Source organism: Caballeronia grimmiae, from assembly GCF_000698555.1.
Lineage (GTDB): Bacteria > Pseudomonadota > Gammaproteobacteria > Burkholderiales > Burkholderiaceae > Caballeronia > Caballeronia grimmiae.
In genome coordinates, this window is the sequence record NZ_JFHE01000005.1 from 167,474 (window position 1) to 184,920 (window position 17,447).

The following is a 17,447-nucleotide window of genomic DNA, read 5'->3' on the forward strand; positions in this document are numbered from 1 at the left end:
GCGTTTTCAAGCGATGAAACGCAAAGGCGCGCGACCCTCGCGGACCGCGCGCCCTGTACCGCTGAACTGCGAAGACTTACTTGCCGCCGACGAACTTCTGCATGCGCTTGTTCGCTTCGCCCGCGAGAGCATCGCGGAAGCGCTGACCGAACGAGCCTTGCAACGTTTGCGCGGACGACGGCGCTTGATCCGTGACGCCTTCCACTTCAGCCGATCCCGCGGGCATCGTATGCAAGAGCCGCACGTTGCCGGGGCCCGCGCCGAGCACGAGCCACGTACCGCCGACTTCGACGACCGCGACGCGCTCCTTGTTGCCGAGCGATGCGCCGCCGATCACTTTCACGAGTCCGCTTCGCTTGCCGCCCTGGTAGCCGAGCTTGCGCGCGAGCCATGCACAGCCGAACACGAAGCCGATCACGATGACGAGGCCGAGCAGCGTCTGCAACACGGCGCCGAAACCGAGCGACGGCACCGCGCTTCCCGCGCCGACGCTCGATGCGATCTGCGCGGCATGATTCACCGCGTTCATGTCGGCGGCGCGAGCGAGGAGGGGCGCGGCGAACAGCGCGCCAGCGGCAATGCGTTTCATCGATTCAGCTTCCGGATACGTTCGGACGGCGTGATGATGTCCGTCAGGCGAATACCGAACTTGTCGTTCACGACGACCACTTCGCCTTGCGCGATGAGGCAGCCGTTCACGAGCACGTCCATCGGCTCGCCAGCGAGACCGTCGAGTTCCACGACCGAGCCTTGCGCGAGCTGCAACAGATTGCGAATGGCGATTTTCGTGCGTCCCAGCTCCACCGTCATCTGCACGGGGATGTCGAGGATCATCTCGATGTCGTTGCGCGTCGACGGCGTTGCGGCCTTCGACAGCGGCTGAAATACGCCGGCGGAGGCGACGGGCGTATCGTTGCCGTTCTGTTCGGCGAGCGCGGCGGCCCAATCGTCCATGGCCATTTCCTCGTTGTTCGAAACGGTCGCGCCGGGCTGCGTGTCTTCCTGCATCAAATCACTCATAACTACCTTCCTTCGGGGAATCGCTTGCGCTGATCATCTTCTGGACGCGCAGCGCGTATTGACCATTGAAAATTCCGTAGCCGCATTCCATGACGGGCACGCCATCCACTTTGGCGACGACGTGCTCGGGAATGTCGATCGGCAAGACATCGCCCACGCGCATGTTGAGCAGCTTTTCGAACGACGAGCGCACCTCCGCGAGATCCACCGTCAGTTCCACTTCCGCCGATTGCACCTGTTGCGACAGCACGCGCACCCAGCGGCGGTCCACTTCGAGCGCTTCACCCTGTATCGGCGATGAGAGCACGTCGCGGATCGGTTCGATCATCGAGTACGGGAAGCAGATGTGCAGCGTGCCGCCCGTCGAGCCGAATTCGATCGTGAACTGCGTCACGATGACGATTTCGTTCGGCGTCGCGACGTTCGCGAACTGCGTGTGCATCTCCGAGCGCATGTATTCGAACTGCAGCGGGCGCACGCTGCGCCACGACGCCGCATAGTGTTCGAACACGAGATTGAGCAGCTTGTGGATGATGCGCTGCTCGGTCTGCGTGAACTCGCGGCCTTCGACGCGCGTATGGAACCGCCCGTCGCCGCCGAAGAGGTTATCGACGACGAAGAACACGAGGTTCGGATCGAACACGAACAGCGACGTGCCGCGCAGGGGCTTCACGTGGACGAGGTTCAGGTTCGTCGGGATCGGCAGATTGCGGGTAAATTCGCTGTACTTCTGCACCTTCACGGGACCGACGGAGATTTCCGCCGAGCGCCGCATGAAGTTGAAGATGCCGACGCGCATGAGTCGCGCGAAGCGGTCGTTGATGATTTCGAGGCCGGGCATCCGGCCGCGGACGATGCGTTCCTGCGTCGCGATGTTGTAGGGACGCACGCCGGCGCCGGGCTTGTTCTCGTCCGAGACCTGGTCTATTTCGCCGGTGACGCCTTTGAGGAGAGCATCGACCTCCTCTTGCGACATGAATTCTTCGTGGCCCATGACTCTTTCCGTTTCTTTAGATTGATGCCGCGGGCTTACTGGACGACGAACTCGGTGAAGAGCACATCATCGACGTGGGCGGGCTGCTCGGGCGTGCTGCCGATGGTTTCGACTGCGCTGCGCAGTTCGGTTGCGAGCTTGCGTTTGCCGTCGATGGTCGCGAGTTCTTCCGGATGCTTGGCCGACAGAATGAGCAGCACGCGGCTGCGGATTTCCGGCATGCGTTCGGTGAGGGCGGCCTGGCCTTTTGCGTCCTTGAGCTTGAGCGTGAGGCCGACGCGCAAGTAGTGCATGATGCCGTCGTCGGCTTGCAGGTTGACGGTGAGCGAGTCGAGCGGGAAGAAGACGGGCGGCGGCACCGGCGCGGGTTTCGCGGGGCCGTGGTTCGTCTTGCCGAGCAGGAAGTAAGCGCCGCCGGCGCCTGCGCCGAGCAGGACGATTGCGCCGATCGCGATGATCAGGATGCGCTTGAGTTTGCCGCTCTTCGCGGGAACGATGGGTTGCTGGTTTGCGGTCGTGGTAGCCATGAATGCGTGCCTCTTTCGATAGGATGCATTGTTCGCTATCGCAGGTGGTTGTGATGGGGGGAATAGAGGGGGGTTTCGGGGCTATCTCGTACGTTTGGGGTTTTCGGTTCTTTTGCGCAACCGCGCGGGGTGTTCTTTCTGTTGTTGAGCTTGTATTCGTGTCGGTCTATTGGCTCGCCCCTCCCCGGGGCGGGGGTCACTTTCTTTGCCGCTGCAAAGAAAGTAACCAAAGAAAGCAGCTTTTTTTCTGAACCGCACGAAGCACTAACCTGCGTGGCCACTCCGTAGAACATCGGTGGCACTCAGCTTGAAAGAGCCTTGAATCACCTTCCGCGCCCACTGACTACTAACGTCCTCCGAGCCCCTTGGCTCGACAACACCAGTGGAGCGCCGCGCGCCATGTGCCACACGCCATCAACGCTGATCGAACGTTTTAGATACGGAGCAGGTAAGGAGCACAGCTGCAAGATCATGCAGTAATCACCTTCCGAAGGCGGGAATACCTTTGCAGGATCGAACGCCGCTCAGCGGCGCAGGCCGGCTCATCGCGAGCGTTGCGCGAGCGACAGAAGCTTCAGTAGGTGGCGCCGAGCGGCTTCGAGCGGAGTCGGCAGCCCTTGAGTTGCAGCGTGGCGCCTAGCACGCAGTTGGTTTTGACGAGCCAAGGGGCTCGGAGGACGTTAGTAGTCAGTGGGCGCGGAAGGTGATTCAAGGCTCTTTCAAGCTGAGGGCCACCGATGTTCTACGAAGTGACCACACAAGTTAGTGCTTCGTGCGGTTCAGAAAAAAGCTGGTTTCTTTGGTTACTTTCTTTGCATGGGACCAGAGTAAGGCGCTAAAGCGCCAACTCTGGTCGACAGCAAAGAAAGTGACCCCCGCCCCGGGGAGGGGCGCACTAATAGACCGACACGAATACAAGCTCAACGAAAAAAGAGCCGCCTGAAACCTCAGGCAAACGTATCCACGAGTCCAACAACCCGCCGCGAAGGCGAAACAGAACCCGAACCGCCGGCAGCACCCACTCCACCACCGCCAGTAGAACCCCCACGCCGCCCGCCGCCACTCTCCGACCGATCCCCGCCCGACTGCCCCTGACGAGCAAACGCAGACCCATCGGAAACCGAAGCGCTTCCGAGGCTGATGCCATTAGCCTCCATGGCCTCACGGAGCTTCGGCATGGCGGCCTCGACCGCCTCCCGGACCTGCGCATGCTGCGACACGAACAGCGCATGCGCGTGGTTATCGGCGACTTGCAAAGTCACCTGCAAAGGCCCGAGATCCTTCGGATTGAGCGTGAGTTCAGCACTCTGCTGATCCGCATTCGACAAGAACACCACCTTCTGACTGAACGCATCGTCCCAGCCCGATGCCCCCACGTGCGGTGCAATCGCCGCGCTCGTGGCCGCCGTCATCGCGCCCTGCGGATTCGATACCGCCGAACTCGCCGATGCCGTCTGCATCGCCACCGCGTGCGCCGCCGCATCCGCTGCCTGCTTGTACGCGGCCGTCCCGCCATCGGCAGCAACCGGCGTCAGCGCCGCCTGTGCATTGGTCAATGCCGTCGCGTCGGCCTGCGCGCTCGCAGCGGCATTCTTGCCGTCGCCCGCCGACGCATTCGCCAGCAGCACGCCCCGCGCACCCTTCGCGCCACGCGGCATGTCGCCGTCGCCAGCCTTGCCGCCATCCGCGCCCGCATGACCAGCCGGCGCCGTCACGACCGCGGCCGCCGGCGGGTTGTTCATCGCCGCGAGCGCGGCTTGCAACGGGTCCGGCGCCGCTTTCGCATCGCCGGTTTTCTTCGTGTCGCCGGTAGCGGATGCATCGTCGTCCGTCGATGCCGTCGTCAAACCGCTCGCTGCCGCATCGGCAAGATCGGCGAGCGTGGCGTCGTCAGCCACCGCGTTGGTGTCCGCATTCGCTGCGTTCGCGGCATCCGCCCGCGCCTTCGCGTCGGCGGCAGCCTTGGCCGCTGCATCGGCGGATGCGGCCGGCTTGGTCGATGCAGCCGCCTTCGATGCGTCCGCGCTTTCGGTCTTGTCCGCGGGCTTCGATGCGTCCGCCGCAGCGTCCGCCTTGCCGCTCGCATCCGACGACGACGAAGCCTGCACGTCGTCATCCTGACTCGCGGCGCTGTCGTCGGGCTTCGGCGCGTCATGCACGCTCGACTGGTCGGACGAAGCCTGCGCCTGCGCCGCTTGCGCCTCTGCATTGGCGCGATCGGTGATGCTTTGCAGCGTCAGCCCGAACGACGCGCCCGCGCTCGCCGCGCGCTTGGCCGCCGATGCGCCAGAAGACGATGACGATGACGAAACACCCGTCAGCGCGCCAGTGAATGAAACGGAGGACATATCAGTCTCTGAAATTCGATAAATGAACTACACGCGGACAAGCGCCGCTAAAAAACTCAGGCCCTCGCGGCACGCATCCGAAGCACCTTCGCCGCATGCTCATCGGCCTCGCGCTGTTCAACGCGCGCCGCCTGTTTCGCGAGCACCGCTTCGCCACGCGCCGCAAGCACCTCGTAACTGCCGACCTTCTGCTTCTTCAACCGCCATTCGGGCTTCATCGCCTCGATGCGGTGATCCGCCATCACGATCGCCGCGCGTTGCTGCGCAATGGCCGCATCGAGCGTATCGACGAACGCCTGGAAATTGCGCAGCGTCTGCGCCGTCGTGCCTTGCTGCGCGGATGCCGTGAACTTCGCGTGATACTCGTCGCGATACGTCACGAGCGATTGGAGCTGCGCCTCGGCTTCGGTTTTTTCCTGCTGCAACTTGCCCAGCTTCTTGGTAGCGGTGTCGAGCTCTTCTTGCGCGAGTTCGATGAGCGTGGTGATCGGCAGATTCTTGGACATGGACGTGCGGTCTCTGTGGTCGTGGTTCTACGCGTTCTTCTGAGGAATGGCCCGAATACTATTCGAAAAGCTGGTGCAACAAATCGAGGCTCGGTTCAAAATTTGCCTGCTCACGAAAGCCTTGCTGTAAAAACGACTCCATGCGCGGATATAACGCAATCGCGCGGTCCAGTAACGCGTCCCGTCCGTGCGAATACGCACCGACATTAATCAAATCCTTGTTGCGCTGATAACGCGAAAGCATCTGTTTGAAGAGACGCACGCGCTCGAGATGCTTGTCGTCGATGATCGACGTCATCACGCGGCTGATCGACTGTTCGATATCGATCGCCGGATAATGCCCCGCCTCCGCGAGCGACCGGTTCAGCACGATATGGCCGTCGAGAATCGCGCGGGCGGAATCGGCAATCGGGTCCTGCTGGTCGTCGCCTTCGGTGAGCACCGTGTAGAACGCGGTGATCGAGCCGCCGCCTTCCGGGCCGTTGCCGGTACGCTCGACGAGCGCGGGCAGCTTCGCGAACACCGACGGCGGATAACCCTTCGTCGCGGGCGGCTCGCCGATCGCGAGCGCAATCTCGCGCTGCGCCATCGCGTAGCGGGTGAGCGAGTCCATCAGCATCAGCACGTGCTTGCCCTGATCGCGGAAATACTCCGCGAGCGAGGTCGTGTACGCGGCGGCCTGCATCCGCAGCACCGGCGACACGTCCGCCGGGGCGGCCACGACGACCGAGCGCGCGAGTCCGTCCTCGCCGAGAATCTGCTCGATGAATTCCTTCACTTCGCGGCCCCGCTCGCCGATCAGCCCGATCACGATGACTTCCGCGCTCGTATAGCGCGCCATCGTGCCGAGCAGCACGGATTTACCCACGCCCGAGCCCGCGAAGAGGCCCATGCGCTGACCGCGTCCGACCGTGAGCAGCGAGTTGATCGCTCGCACGCCGACATCGAGGACCTTGTGAATTGGCTCCCGGTTCAGCGGATTAATCACGGGCCCGGCCAGCGGCGCATCCATCTTCGCGCCGAGCGGGCCGAGGCCATCGAGCGGGCGGCCGGATGCGTCGACCACACGGCCCAGCATTTCCCAGCCGACGGGCAGACGCTTGGCGCCCGCCATCGGATCGTTGATCGGCGCGCTTTCCAGCGGATACACGCGCGCGCCCGGCAAAAGGCCCGCGACTTCCGTCGTCGGCATCAGAAACAGCTTGTCGCCCGCGAAGCCGACGACTTCCGCTTCGGCAGTCGGGATCGCGCTGCCGGGCGGCAACTCGATCATGCATTCCGAACCCACGCCCATCTTCAGGCCGACGGCTTCGAGCACCAGGCCCGCGGCGCGCGTCAGGCGGCCGCAAGGACGCAGCGGCTTGGCGATCGCGTTGCGCGACTTCAGCGCATCGAGCTTGTCGCGCCACGTGTCGATATGCGGATTGCCCGCGAGCGCGGCGAGTTCGGCGATCGTGCGCGCGGCGTGGTCATCGGGCAGATCGCCGGCGATAGTCTCATCGCCTGCGAGCGGTCCAAACGACGCCCGCGCGAGTTCCTGTTCCAGCGCGCTCAGGCCATCCTGCGTGATTCGATTGTTCACCACGGCTTGTTCCTCCCGAGCGCCGCCACGACGCGCTCCCAGCGCGATACGTTGGTCGCGTCGATTTCGCCCGTCGCCGCGTGCGCCTTGCAGCCGCCGCGTTCGATGGCCGGATCGGGCCGCACGGTCCAGCCAGCGGCTTCGAGCTCTTCCTTCAGATACGAATCGACGACGGGCAAATCCGCCGGACTGACGACCAGCGTCGGCGCGCCCGAAAGCTCCGGCTCGGAGGCAATCACTTCACGCGCCACGGCGACGAGCGCGGTCGGATCGAGCGTCAAATGCTGACGCACGACCTGCTGCGCGATATCGATGGCAAGCGCGGCAAGCGATTCCGCGATGGCAGCATCGGCGGCCTGCAGCGCGGTCTTGAAGGTATCGGCGATCTGTGCGAGTTGCGCGGCTTGCGCAAGCGCTTCCTTGCGGCCTTCCTCGAAGCCGCGCGCCTCGCCCTGCTCGAAGCCCGCCTTGAAGCCGAGCGCCTGACCGGCGACGTGCCCCTTGGCCAGCCCCTGCGCGTGCGCATCTTCCTCCACGCGCCGCAGATGCGCTTCGAGCGCGGCCTGGTCGGCCGCACTGTTGTCGACGGTGACGGGATCGAACGACGCCATCTCCCAGCGTTGGTACGCCGACACGTTGGCCTTCGCGGCAGCAGCGTTAGACATATGCGTCCTCCGCCTTGCCGCCTAGCTGAATCTGGCCGGCTTCGGCGAGATTGCGCACGATCTGCAGAATCTTGCGTTGCTGCTGTTCGACTTCCGATACACGCACCGGACCGCGCGAATCGAGGTCTTCGGCGAGCAGTTCGGCCGCGCGTTGCGACATGTTCGACAGGAACTTCTGGCGCAAGCCGGGCTGTGCCCCCTTCAGCGACACGATCAGCGTTTCGGACTCGACTTCCTTCAGCAGCAGCTGGATTGCGCGGTCTTCCAGATCCATCAGGTTCTCGAACACGAACATCTGGTCGATGATCTTCTGCGCGAGTTCGGCGTCGTAGTCGCGCACGTTCGACAGCACGCCTTCCTCGTGATTGCTCGACATGAAGTTGAGAATCTCCGCCGCCGTGCGGATGCCGCCCATCGGCGCGCGCTTCAGGTTGTCGCTGCCGGACAGGAGCGTGGTCAGCACGTCGTCGAGTTCGCGCAGCGCGGCGGGCTGGATGCCGTCGAGCGTTGCGATGCGCAGCAGCACGTCGTTGCGCAGCCGGTCGTTCAGCAGCGACACGATTTCCGAAGCCTGATCGCGGTCCAGGTGCACGAGGATCGTCGCGATGATCTGCGGATGCTCGTTCTTGATGAGTTCCGCAACCGCGCCCGAGTCCATCCACTTCAGGCCCTCGATACCGCTCGTATCGCTGCCTTGCAGAATGCGGTCGATCAGCGCGCCCGCCTTGTTCTCGCCGAGCGCCTTCGTCAGCACCGAGCGAATGTACTCGCTCGAATCGAGCGACAGCGCGGTGTGCTTTTCCGCTTCCAGCACGAATTCGGTCAGCACGTTGTCGAGCTGCTCGCGCGTCACGTTCTTGAGCGCCGCCATCGTCGCGCCGATTTTCTGGACCTCGCGCGGTGCGAGATATTTGAAAACGTCGGCGGCTTCTTCCTCACCGATCGACATCAGGAGGAGAGCGGCTTTATTCAGGCCTTCAGCGTTCATCGGACACCCAGTTCTTCACGACGGTCGCAACGATTCTCGGGTCCTGCCGCGCAACCATGCGGGCGTAGTCGAGATTGCGATCGAATTTGGCTTTGTTGCTTTCATGACCGAGGAGACTGACCTCGGCATCCTTTTCTTCTTCGTCCTTCTTCTCGCCGTCCATCGTGGGGCCGTCGAGCAGCGAAAGTTCGTCCGGTGCGCCAGCGAGCGTCGGCGCGATTTCGGGCGGCGGCGGGAAGGCGCGCTTCATCGCCGGCTTCACCATGCTGAAGTACAGGAACAGTGCGACGATGCCGATGCCCACGTACTTCGCCAGCGAGATGCCGCGCGCAATCATGTCGGGCGTGCGCCACCACGGCACGTCCGGCGTCATGTTCAGGTCCGACGAGAACGCGCTGTTCACGACGTTGACCGAATCGCCGCGCTTCTCGTCGTAGCCCATCGCGTCCTTCACGAGCTGCTGCACTTGCGCGAGCTTGTCGGCGGCGAGCGGCGTCATCGTGACGTTGCCCTTCGCATCGACCTTCTTCTCGTAATTGACGACCACCGCCACCGAAAGACGCTTGATGCCGCCCGTCGCCTGCTCGAAGTGGCGCACGGTGCGATCCACTTCGTAGTTCGTCGTCGTGTCCTTGCGCTGGTTTTGCGGCGTGGACTTCGTGGCGGCCGCGCCGGATGCGGCGGCGTCGATCGGTGCCGATGCCGCTTGCGGCGGCTGATTCGACAGCGCGCCCGGCACGCCCGTCGCACCGCTGCCCGACGTTTCGCTCGATTCGCTCGATTGCTGGCTGCGGATCGCCGTGCTTTGCGGATTCGCGTTCGGGCCATAGCTTTCGGCGGTCTGTTCGAGCTTGGAGAAGTCGATGTCCGCGCTGACTTGCGACCGCGCATTGCCGGCGCCGAAGAGCGGCGCGAGGATCGCGTCGATGCGCTTCTGCGTGTTGTGCTCGATCTGCTGCATGTACTTGAGCTGCGATGCGTCGAGGCCGCTTGCGGCGCTCTGGCTCGTGAGCAGGTTGCCGTCCTGATCGACGATGTTCACGTTCTTCACCGGCATGTCCGGCACGCCCGACGACACCATGTGCGCGATCGCGAGCACTTGCCCTTCGTCGAGCACGCGGCCGGGATAGAGGTTCACCATCACCGAGGCGGTCGGCAGTTCCTTGTCGCGCACGAAGACGCTCGGCTTCGGAATGGCGAGATGTACGCGCGCCGACTTCACCGACGAAATCGAACCGATGGTGCGTTCGAGTTCGCCTTCGAGCGCGCGCTGATAGTTGATCTGTTCCGCGAACTGGCTGATACCGAACTTCTGGTTGTCCATCAGTTCGAAGCCGACCGAGCCGTTTTTCGGCAAGCCCTGGCTCGCGAGACGCAGGCGCGTTTCGTGAACCTGCTCGGCCGGAACGAGGATGGCGCCGCCGCCTTCGGACAGCTTGTAGGGAATGTTGCCCTGCTGGAGCGCGGTAACGATTGCGCCGCCGTCCCGGTCCGACAGATTGCTGAACAGCACGCGATAGTCCGGCTGGCGCGACCACAACAGCAGCCCGGCGACGACCATCGCGAGCACGGCGACCGCGATGATCAGCGGCACGCGCGGGTTCGAGCGGAATTGCGAAAGCATCGGCACGCGCTGTGCAAAGCCGCCGAAATTACCGCCCGGAAGGCCCGCGCCCGCAGCGGCGCTGCCGGCCGCGCCAGGCTGCGCGCCGGCCAGGCCCATCCTGGCGTCGGGCGTAATCAAAGAGTTGTTGGGCGTTTCCATTTGGCGTCGATGCTCCGAATCTTGGCGTCTTCCTGTCGCCGCTGTTCGTCAGCGGTTAAGGAGTCTTTTCACGATGGGGATTATCCGCACAAGATTGCAAGTCGATTCGATGAATAGAGCCGGGTTTCCCCCGTTCTTCGGGCGGTTTGGAAACGCCCCCGCTGCTAATCTTTTTCAAACCTGGAAGAGGCTCCCGAGCGCCGCCCGGACACCCTTCTGTTCTTTGAGATAGCGTTGCAGTCACACGGAGTCAACATGAACTTTCCGATCAATCCGCTTTCCGCCGCGATGAGCGCCATCCAGTCGATGTCCGCGGAGGCGGCCGGCGGCGCGTCGGCGTCGGGCGCAGTCACCGGCGGGGTCTCCAAGGCACGCGGAAGCTCCGGCGCGGTCAGCGCGGGCAGTTTCGCGGATGCGCTGAAATCGTCGATCGACAAAATCAGCGACAACCAGACCAAGGCGCTCGGCGAAGCGCACGCGTTCGAAATCGGCGCGCCGAACGTCTCGCTCAACGACGTGATGGTCGACATGCAAAAGGCGAACGTCGGTCTCCAGTTCGGCCTGCAGGTCCGCAACAAGCTGGTGTCGGCGTACAACGACATCATGCAGATCTCCGTCTGACGCGTTCAGGCGCCGTCCGCGCGAGCCCGCCGTTTTGGCCCCGAAGCCTTGCGCCCTAAAGCTTTGCCGCGTTCCTCCGATAACCCCGATAACAGCACGGCGAACGATGGTTCGCTCGCGAGAGCGGGCAGCGCCTTCGTGATTTCCGCCGGCACCGATTTCTTGCCGGACACGCAACGGGCGTCCGGACGGGCGGCGAGGGCCGCGCGGGCATTGCATTCAGGGAGAGCCATCGATGTATTCGCAGGGACAGGCGGGAGCCAACGCATATGCGCGCGTCGGCGTTCAGACGGGCGTGATGGGAGCCAGCCCGCACCGGCTCATCGTGATGCTTTATCAGGGCGCGAGGCAGGCCATTGCGCAGGCGCGGATGCATCAGCAGCAGAACAACATCGGCGCACGCGGAGCGGCGATCGGCAAGGCGATCAACATCGTCGAAAGCGGCTTGCAGCAGGCGCTCAACAAGGAAGCGGGCGGCGAAATCGCGCAGCGGCTGGACGCGCTGTACTCGTACATGACGCGCCGGCTTCTGGAAGCGAACCTGAAGCAGGACGAGAAGATGCTCGTTGAAGTCGACGACTTGCTCGCGACGCTCGAGGAAGCGTGGGTTGGAATTGGACCGGAAGTGGCGCAGATGACCGCGGCAGCCGTCTGAACGGAAGTGGCGGGCGACTGCCAGAGAAGAATGAAAACCACACAAGAATACTTCGCTCACTACGAAGCCATCGCCGCGCTTTCCGCCCAGATGCTGGTGGCGGCGCGCGAAGGCGAATGGAGCGAACTAAAGGCGATGCAGGGCGTGTATCGCGGCTTGGTCGACCAGTTGCAGGAGACGGATGCCGGCTCGGAGCTCGACGAAAGCGCCCGGGCGCGCAAGCTGGACCTGGTGAAGAAGATTCTCGCCGACGACGCCGCCATTCGCGATCTGAGCTCGCCGAGTCTCGCGCGCTTGTCGGCGCTATTCACGGTCAACAGCACGGCGCGCGTTCTGAAGAAGATGGTCGGACTGCGTTGAACGACGCGCCGCGCGATTGAGCGGACGCACTTGAGGATTTCGGCATGACAGGACTCGACTCCACGCTGGCGGCGCTGCTTGCGAGCCGCACCGACCTCGTCCTGTCCGCGATCCGCGCGGCCGATGGCGTCAACGGCGCGGCCGGCGCCGCCGCTGGCCGGACGACCACGCAAGCGGACACATCGCATTCCGTCGATGCGCCAGTCACGCCCGCATCGGTTGCGGCGAACGCGGCGGCGTCGGCGAAAACCGAGCTTTCAGAAGTCGCGCGCACGCTCGACGTGATCTCCCGGCTGGGCGGTGCAGCGCCCGCCGTGCTCGGCGATACGCCTCTATGGCCGACGCCTCCGCGCCCTGCAAGCGCGTTCGCCGCGCTCACGACCGGCCTTTTCGATACCGCTTTCTCTTCCAACGCAGCCGCCGTCGCCGCAGCGCGCGCCGCGAGCCTGAACTTGCCGCCGCTGCCGGCTTCGGTGCTCGCGGGAGAGCTGGCGAAGACCGTCGGCGAGAGCGGGCTCTTTTACGAATCGCATCTCGCGCAGTGGCTGGCGGGGCAGCGCAGCGCGGCGTCGCTCGGCAACGAGCCGCAGGCGCACGTCGATTCCCGCTCGGCGCCGCTCGACTTCGCCGACGATTTCCACTCCGCCCCCGATATTCCCGACACGCCCCCGCCGATGCCCGCGCGCCCCGTCGCGATGCCGCAGACGCCGCAGCAGGCGGCCGCGCTCGCGGCGTCGGTGCGGGATGCGCCGCCTTCCGTGCTGTCGAATTCGCAGACGGCGAGCCCTGCCCCGTCCATGGCTGCGCAGCCGGGATCGCATGAATCGGCGGTTCAGGCGTCGGTGACGGCGGGCATTCATCCCGCGACGCTCGATGTCGTGCGCCAGCAACTCGACGTGCTCGCCAACGGACAGTTCCGCTGGCAGGGCGAGGCGTGGCCGGGCACGCGCCTCGAATGGGAAGTGAGCCGTGAGCCGCGCGACGCCCGCACGCCCGAATCGCCCGCCGACGATCGCGCCTGGCGCACCCGTGTGACGCTTTCGCTGCCCGCGCTCGGCACGGTGGACGCGGAACTGGTGCTGACCGGCGAGCAGCTCGCGGTGCGCATCCGGACGAGCGATCGCGGCGCGAGCCGCCTGGCGTCGGAGGGCGCGGCGTTCGCGCGTCAGCTCGATGCGGCGGGCATCGCGCTGGCGTCGTTTTCCGTGCGTGCGACGGACGGTTCGGCGGACATCGATTTGGGCGAGCACGAGGCAAGCACGAAGCCGGTGCGCTCGCCGCTCGAGCATTTATTCCGCAGCGACGGAGCTTCGGCATGAGCACGCCCTACAGCCGCAAGCAGGCGACGGCGCTGACCTACGATTCCGCGAATCGCGAGACGACGCCGCGCGTCGTCGCGAAGGGTTACGGGCTCGTCGCGGAAATGATCGTGCAGCGCGCGAAGGAAGCGGGCGTGTACGTTCACGATTCGCCGGAAATGGTGTCGCTGCTGATGCAGGTCGATCTGGACGCGCATATTCCGCCCGCGCTTTATCAGGCGGTGGCGGAATTGCTGTCGTGGGTTTACCGGCTGGAGAACGAGGAGCCGATCCGGGAAGCGGGGCGGACGATCCGCTGACGGCGGCTGCACCGTTGCGCGCTACCCCGCAAACGCCCGCGCCACGATCCCCTCATGATCGAAGCGCGCCGGCAACGTCCCATACACCCGCCCGGTATCGCCGCGCGCATCGCCGAGCCGCGTGTCGATAAAAGCCTGCGCCACGTCCGCCGGCGCATGCCGCGCCATCAGCACGCCTTGCGCGCATAACGCCAGTCGCTGCGCAATGCCGCGCGCCGACGCTTCGCGGGACGCCGGATCGCCCGTCAGCATCGCGACGAGTCCCTGCAACGCCGCGCCAAGCGCCGGATGCCGCGCCGCAGTCTCGCGCCAGTCGTCGAAAAGCGCGTGCGCGGCGTCCTGTTCGCGCTCGAACGCGCGCAGCACGTCGAGGCACATCACATTGCCGGAGCCTTCCCAGATCGAATTGACCGGCGCTTCGCGATAGAAACGCGCCATCGGCCCGGTTTCGACGTAGCCGTTGCCGCCCCAGACTTCCATCGCCTCGCCGGTGAATTCGAGCGCGCGCTTGCACACCCAGAACTTCGCCGCGGGCGTCACGATGCGCCGCCACGCGCGCTCGTGCGGCGCGCTGCCCGCCGCCGCACTCTGCTCGAACGCGCCCGCGAGCCGCATGAACAGCAGCGTCGCCGCTTCCGATTCGAGCGCGAGGTCCGCCAGCACATTGCGCATCAGCGGCTGATCGACGAGCCGCGCGCCGAACGCGCTTCGATGCCGCGCATGATGAATGGCCTGCACGAGCGCCGCACGCATCAGTGCCGCGCTGCCGATCACGCAGTCGAGCCGCGTGAAGTTCGCCATCTCGATAATCGTCGGCACGCCGCGCCCTTCATCGCCGACCATCACACCGTAGGCATTAAAAAATTCGACTTCGCTGCTCGCATTCGAGCGATTGCCGAGCTTGTCCTTCAGCCGCTGCACGTGGACCGCGTTCTTGCGTCCGTCCGGCGCAAAGCGCGGCACGTAGAAACACGACAGCCCGCCTTCGTCGGCGGTGCGCGCGAGCACGAGATGCGCGTCGCATTGCGGCGCCGAGAAGAACCACTTGTGGCCGATGAGCCGATAGGCGCCGCCGCGCCCGCCGCCTCCATCGATGGCATGCGCACGCGTGCGATTGCTGCGCACGTCCGAGCCGCCTTGCTTCTCGGTCATGCCCATGCCGATCATCATCGAACGCTTGCCGGCTTCCAGCGGAATGTCGCGCGGATCGTGCTCGCGCGACAGCAACGGCCCCGCGAGCCGCGCATAAAGCGCCGGTTCGTTGCGCAAAACCGGAATGCTCGCGAAGGTCATCGTGATCGGACACAGCGACCCGGATTCGAGCTGACCGTGCAGGAAGTAGCCTGCGCAGCGCGCGGCCATCGAGCCGGCGCGCGCCTGCGGTTCGAACGGAAGCGCCTGCAGGCCCTCGTGACGCAGCCGCCGCAGCAACTCGTGCCACGCCGGATGAAATTCGATTGCGTCGATGCGCTCGCCGCGCGAATCGTGCGTCGCGAGTTCCGGCGCGTGGCGGTTCGCGAGGTCCGCGAGCGCGAGCACATCGGGCCGCGTGAGCGCGCGGCCATCGCGGGAAAGCGCGTCGGCATGCCACTGCGCGCCCTCGCGTTCGACGGCGGCGGCGAGCGCGCAATCGGCGGCGAAAGCGTCGTAATCGCAAAGCGGCGGCGCCTGGTTCGTCACGTGATGTGTCGCGCCGAAAGGGTGATCGTGTGCGCCGGCCAAGGGCGAATCCATGCGTCGGTCTCCGTCGTCGGTGACGCGGCAACGGCGCTGTCTTTTCCACGCGACACTCGCCCGGTCCATCGTCGCCATCTCGAATTCATCCATCATAGGCCGTGCTTTCGGGTGAGGTGTAGAGGCATCGCTCTCTTCAATCGGGCCGGGCGTGGCGGCGCGGTTGTCACAGATCGTCAACTTTTCTTGGGCGCAGTCTGAAAGCGTTGCGCGCTGAGAGAATTCCGATTGTTTAGGCGTCCACGCTGACTGGGTGTCGCGCGAACCTATAATCGGCTCGACTTGCCGGGCACGATCGCCCGCGCGACCACGCCTTTTCAGGAAGTAACCGCAATGAGCATGAACCTCAATCAATTGCTGCAGGGCGCTTTGAACGAAAGCGTGTTGCAGCAGCTTGCTTCACGCGTCGGCTGCACGCCGGAATCCGCCAAGCGCGTCATCTCGTTGTGCGGTCCTGCGCTCATCGGCTCGATGATGAACAAGGCGTCGTCGCTCGATGGCGCGCGCAACCTCTTCGCATCGGTCATGTCGCCGAGCGTGAACACGCATATCGCCGACGAACTGCCGCACTTCGTCGTCCATGACGAAGGCATGCAGTCGCTGCTGGCAACGGGTGCGTCGGTGGAAGGCGCGGTTGCGTCGCACGACAGCCTCAACTTGCTGAGTGAGCGCATCGCCGAGCACACCGGCGTCGCGGCGCGCGCGACCCGCACGCTGACGGGCGTTGTCGGGGCCACCATCCTCGGGCTGCTGAAACGCTACTTCACGCAGAACAACGGGCAGGTCGGCTCCTTGCCGACGCTGCTCGGGCATCAACTGCCCGTCGTGCGCGCAAACATGACGGACTCCTTCGCGCAGGCGCTCGGCCTCGGCTCCGTCGGCGCGTTTCTCGCGGGAGTGGCGTCGCGGCTGAAGGCGGTGTCGTCGCATCTGGAGCATCCGGCGACGCATGAAGCGGCGGCGTTCCCGATTCATAGCGATCGCCCGCCCGCGCCCGAAGCGGACGACGAAGCGAAAGACACGTCGGGCAAGCGCAAATGGCTGTGGGTCGCGAATGCGGCGGCGCTCGCGCTGTTCGCGGCGCTCGTCGCGCGTGGCTGCTCGACCGACGACAAGCCGAAGGAACAGGCCGCCGATGCGCAAGCAGACGCTTCGGCCGCGTCGGATTCCACGGCTGATTCGACCGCCGCGATCGCCGTGGATGCGTCCGCATCCGCGCCGGTTCAGGCTTCGATGCCGGCGCTGCCGGCCGGCAAGGACGCGGTGGCTTCTTTCACGGTCGACGCGTCCGGCGTGCCGACGCTCACCGCCAAGGTCGGCAGCGAGCAAGAGCGGCAGCGCCTGATCGCTGCATTGTCGTCCGCGCTCAGTGCAGACAAGTTCCACGCAAACTTGACGGTCGATCCGGACACGAAGCCGTCCGCGTGGATCGGCAAGCTCGACAAGCTGCTTCCCGTGCTGAAGCTGCCGGGCGCACGTGTGCGCATCGCGGGCGACAACATCGAACTGGAAGGCCCCGCCGCCGACGCGAAGTTCGGCTGGGCGGCCAAGCTGACGTCGCTGTTGGGCTCGGGCTGGCACATCGGTGCTGCGAAGGGCAGCGTCGATGCGCCGGCATCGGCTGCATCGGCTGCATTGGCTGCCTCCGCCGTTTCCGTCGCGGCGAACTCCGAAGCGTGCACCGCGCCGGCGATCGCCCGGACGCTGAATCTGCAGCCGATCAACTTCCGCATCGGCTCGAACACGCCTCCCGCCGCCGCGATGGCCGCGCTCGCCAAATCCGCCAAGACGCTCAAGGCGTGCGACGAACGCGTGTCGCCGATCAAGCTGGAGATCGCCGGCTATTCGGACAACACCGGCAGTGAGGCGTTGAACGTAGCGCTGTCGAAGAAGCGCGCGGAAGCGGTGCGTGCCTACCTGGTCAAGCACGGCATTCCGGCAAGTTCGCTCACGGCGCAAGGCTTCGGCGAAGCCAGCCCGGTCGCCAGCAACGCGACGCGTGCCGGACGCATGGCGAATCGCCGGATCGAGTTCCACGAAGTGCGTTAATTCGGCTTCCGGTTT

The 17,447-nt window shown here is 65.0% G+C and carries 17 protein-coding genes; 6 read left to right on the forward strand and 11 right to left on the reverse strand.

The window, feature by feature from the left end; genetic code table 11:
• Positions 1-76: 76 nt before the first annotated feature.
• The 10 genes from fliO to fliF form a co-directional block, all read right to left on the reverse strand.
• Entirely contained in the window at positions 77-589 is a 513-nt protein-coding gene (gene fliO / locus BG57_RS08485) for a flagellar biosynthetic protein FliO (protein WP_035962226.1), read from the reverse strand.
• Positions 586-1,020, reverse strand: coding sequence for a flagellar motor switch protein FliN (gene fliN, locus BG57_RS08490; protein WP_035962228.1), 435 nt, complete (start codon positions 1,018-1,020; stop codon positions 586-588). Before fliN ends, fliO begins: the two co-directional genes overlap by 4 nt.
• The gene (gene fliM, locus BG57_RS08495; RefSeq protein ID WP_035962230.1) at positions 1,013-2,014 is read right to left on the reverse strand and encodes a flagellar motor switch protein FliM; all 1,002 of its coding nucleotides are present in this window, start codon (positions 2,012-2,014) and stop codon (positions 1,013-1,015) included. Before fliM ends, fliN begins: the two co-directional genes overlap by 8 nt.
• Before the next feature lie 35 nt (positions 2,015-2,049).
• Positions 2,050-2,541, reverse strand: coding sequence for a flagellar basal body-associated protein FliL (gene fliL, locus BG57_RS08500; RefSeq protein WP_035962232.1), 492 nt, complete (start codon positions 2,539-2,541; stop codon positions 2,050-2,052).
• A 947-nt stretch (positions 2,542-3,488) separates the two neighbouring features.
• On the reverse strand, positions 3,489-4,889 hold the full coding sequence (locus BG57_RS08505) for a flagellar hook-length control protein FliK (protein WP_035962234.1): 1,401 nt from the start codon (positions 4,887-4,889) through the stop codon (positions 3,489-3,491).
• A 56-nt stretch (positions 4,890-4,945) separates the two neighbouring features.
• Complete coding sequence (gene fliJ / locus BG57_RS08510; RefSeq protein ID WP_035962237.1) at positions 4,946-5,395, reverse strand: flagellar export protein FliJ; 450 nt, start codon at positions 5,393-5,395, stop codon at positions 4,946-4,948.
• A gap of 58 nt (positions 5,396-5,453) precedes the next feature.
• Entirely contained in the window at positions 5,454-6,980 is a 1,527-nt protein-coding gene (fliI, locus tag BG57_RS08515; protein ID WP_035962239.1) for a flagellar protein export ATPase FliI, read from the reverse strand.
• Positions 6,974-7,642, reverse strand: a complete 669-nt coding sequence (gene fliH, locus BG57_RS08520) for a flagellar assembly protein FliH (protein ID WP_035962240.1) — start codon at positions 7,640-7,642, stop codon at positions 6,974-6,976. The genes fliI and fliH overlap by 7 nt, the downstream gene beginning before the upstream one ends.
• Positions 7,635-8,630, reverse strand: coding sequence for a flagellar motor switch protein FliG (gene fliG, locus BG57_RS08525; RefSeq protein ID WP_035962242.1), 996 nt, complete (start codon positions 8,628-8,630; stop codon positions 7,635-7,637). Before fliG ends, fliH begins: the two co-directional genes overlap by 8 nt.
• A complete protein-coding gene (gene fliF / locus BG57_RS08530; protein ID WP_035962243.1) occupies positions 8,620-10,395 on the reverse strand; it encodes a flagellar basal-body MS-ring/collar protein FliF in 1,776 nt (591 codons plus the stop codon). Before fliF ends, fliG begins: the two co-directional genes overlap by 11 nt.
• A gap of 255 nt (positions 10,396-10,650) precedes the next feature.
• On the opposite strand from fliF, the gene fliE reads away from it, so the two are divergent.
• The 5 genes from fliE (at position 10,651) to BG57_RS08555 (ending at position 13,649) form a co-directional block, all read left to right on the forward strand.
• The gene (gene fliE, locus BG57_RS08535; protein WP_035962245.1) at positions 10,651-11,016 is read left to right on the forward strand and encodes a flagellar hook-basal body complex protein FliE; all 366 of its coding nucleotides are present in this window, start codon (positions 10,651-10,653) and stop codon (positions 11,014-11,016) included.
• A 235-nt stretch (positions 11,017-11,251) separates the two neighbouring features.
• Positions 11,252-11,671, forward strand: a complete 420-nt coding sequence (gene fliS / locus BG57_RS08540) for a flagellar export chaperone FliS (protein WP_035962247.1) — start codon at positions 11,252-11,254, stop codon at positions 11,669-11,671.
• A gap of 30 nt (positions 11,672-11,701) precedes the next feature.
• A complete protein-coding gene (locus BG57_RS08545) occupies positions 11,702-12,031 on the forward strand; it encodes a flagellar protein FliT (protein WP_035962249.1) in 330 nt (109 codons plus the stop codon).
• 44 nt (positions 12,032-12,075) lie between these two features.
• A complete protein-coding gene (gene fliK, locus BG57_RS08550; protein WP_035962251.1) occupies positions 12,076-13,350 on the forward strand; it encodes a flagellar hook-length control protein FliK in 1,275 nt (424 codons plus the stop codon).
• Positions 13,347-13,649, forward strand: a complete 303-nt coding sequence (locus BG57_RS08555) for an EscU/YscU/HrcU family type III secretion system export apparatus switch protein (RefSeq protein WP_035962253.1) — start codon at positions 13,347-13,349, stop codon at positions 13,647-13,649. Before fliK ends, BG57_RS08555 begins: the two co-directional genes overlap by 4 nt.
• Positions 13,650-13,670: 21 nt before the next feature.
• Here BG57_RS08555 and BG57_RS08560 read toward each other — a convergent pair whose 3' ends face one another.
• The gene (locus BG57_RS08560; RefSeq protein WP_035962427.1) at positions 13,671-15,383 is read right to left on the reverse strand and encodes an isovaleryl-CoA dehydrogenase; all 1,713 of its coding nucleotides are present in this window, start codon (positions 15,381-15,383) and stop codon (positions 13,671-13,673) included.
• 333 nt (positions 15,384-15,716) lie between these two features.
• Between BG57_RS08560 and BG57_RS08565 the strand changes: the two genes are divergently transcribed.
• Positions 15,717-17,432, forward strand: coding sequence for an OmpA family protein (locus BG57_RS08565; RefSeq protein WP_035962428.1), 1,716 nt, complete (start codon positions 15,717-15,719; stop codon positions 17,430-17,432).
• Positions 17,433-17,447 lie beyond the last annotated feature (15 nt).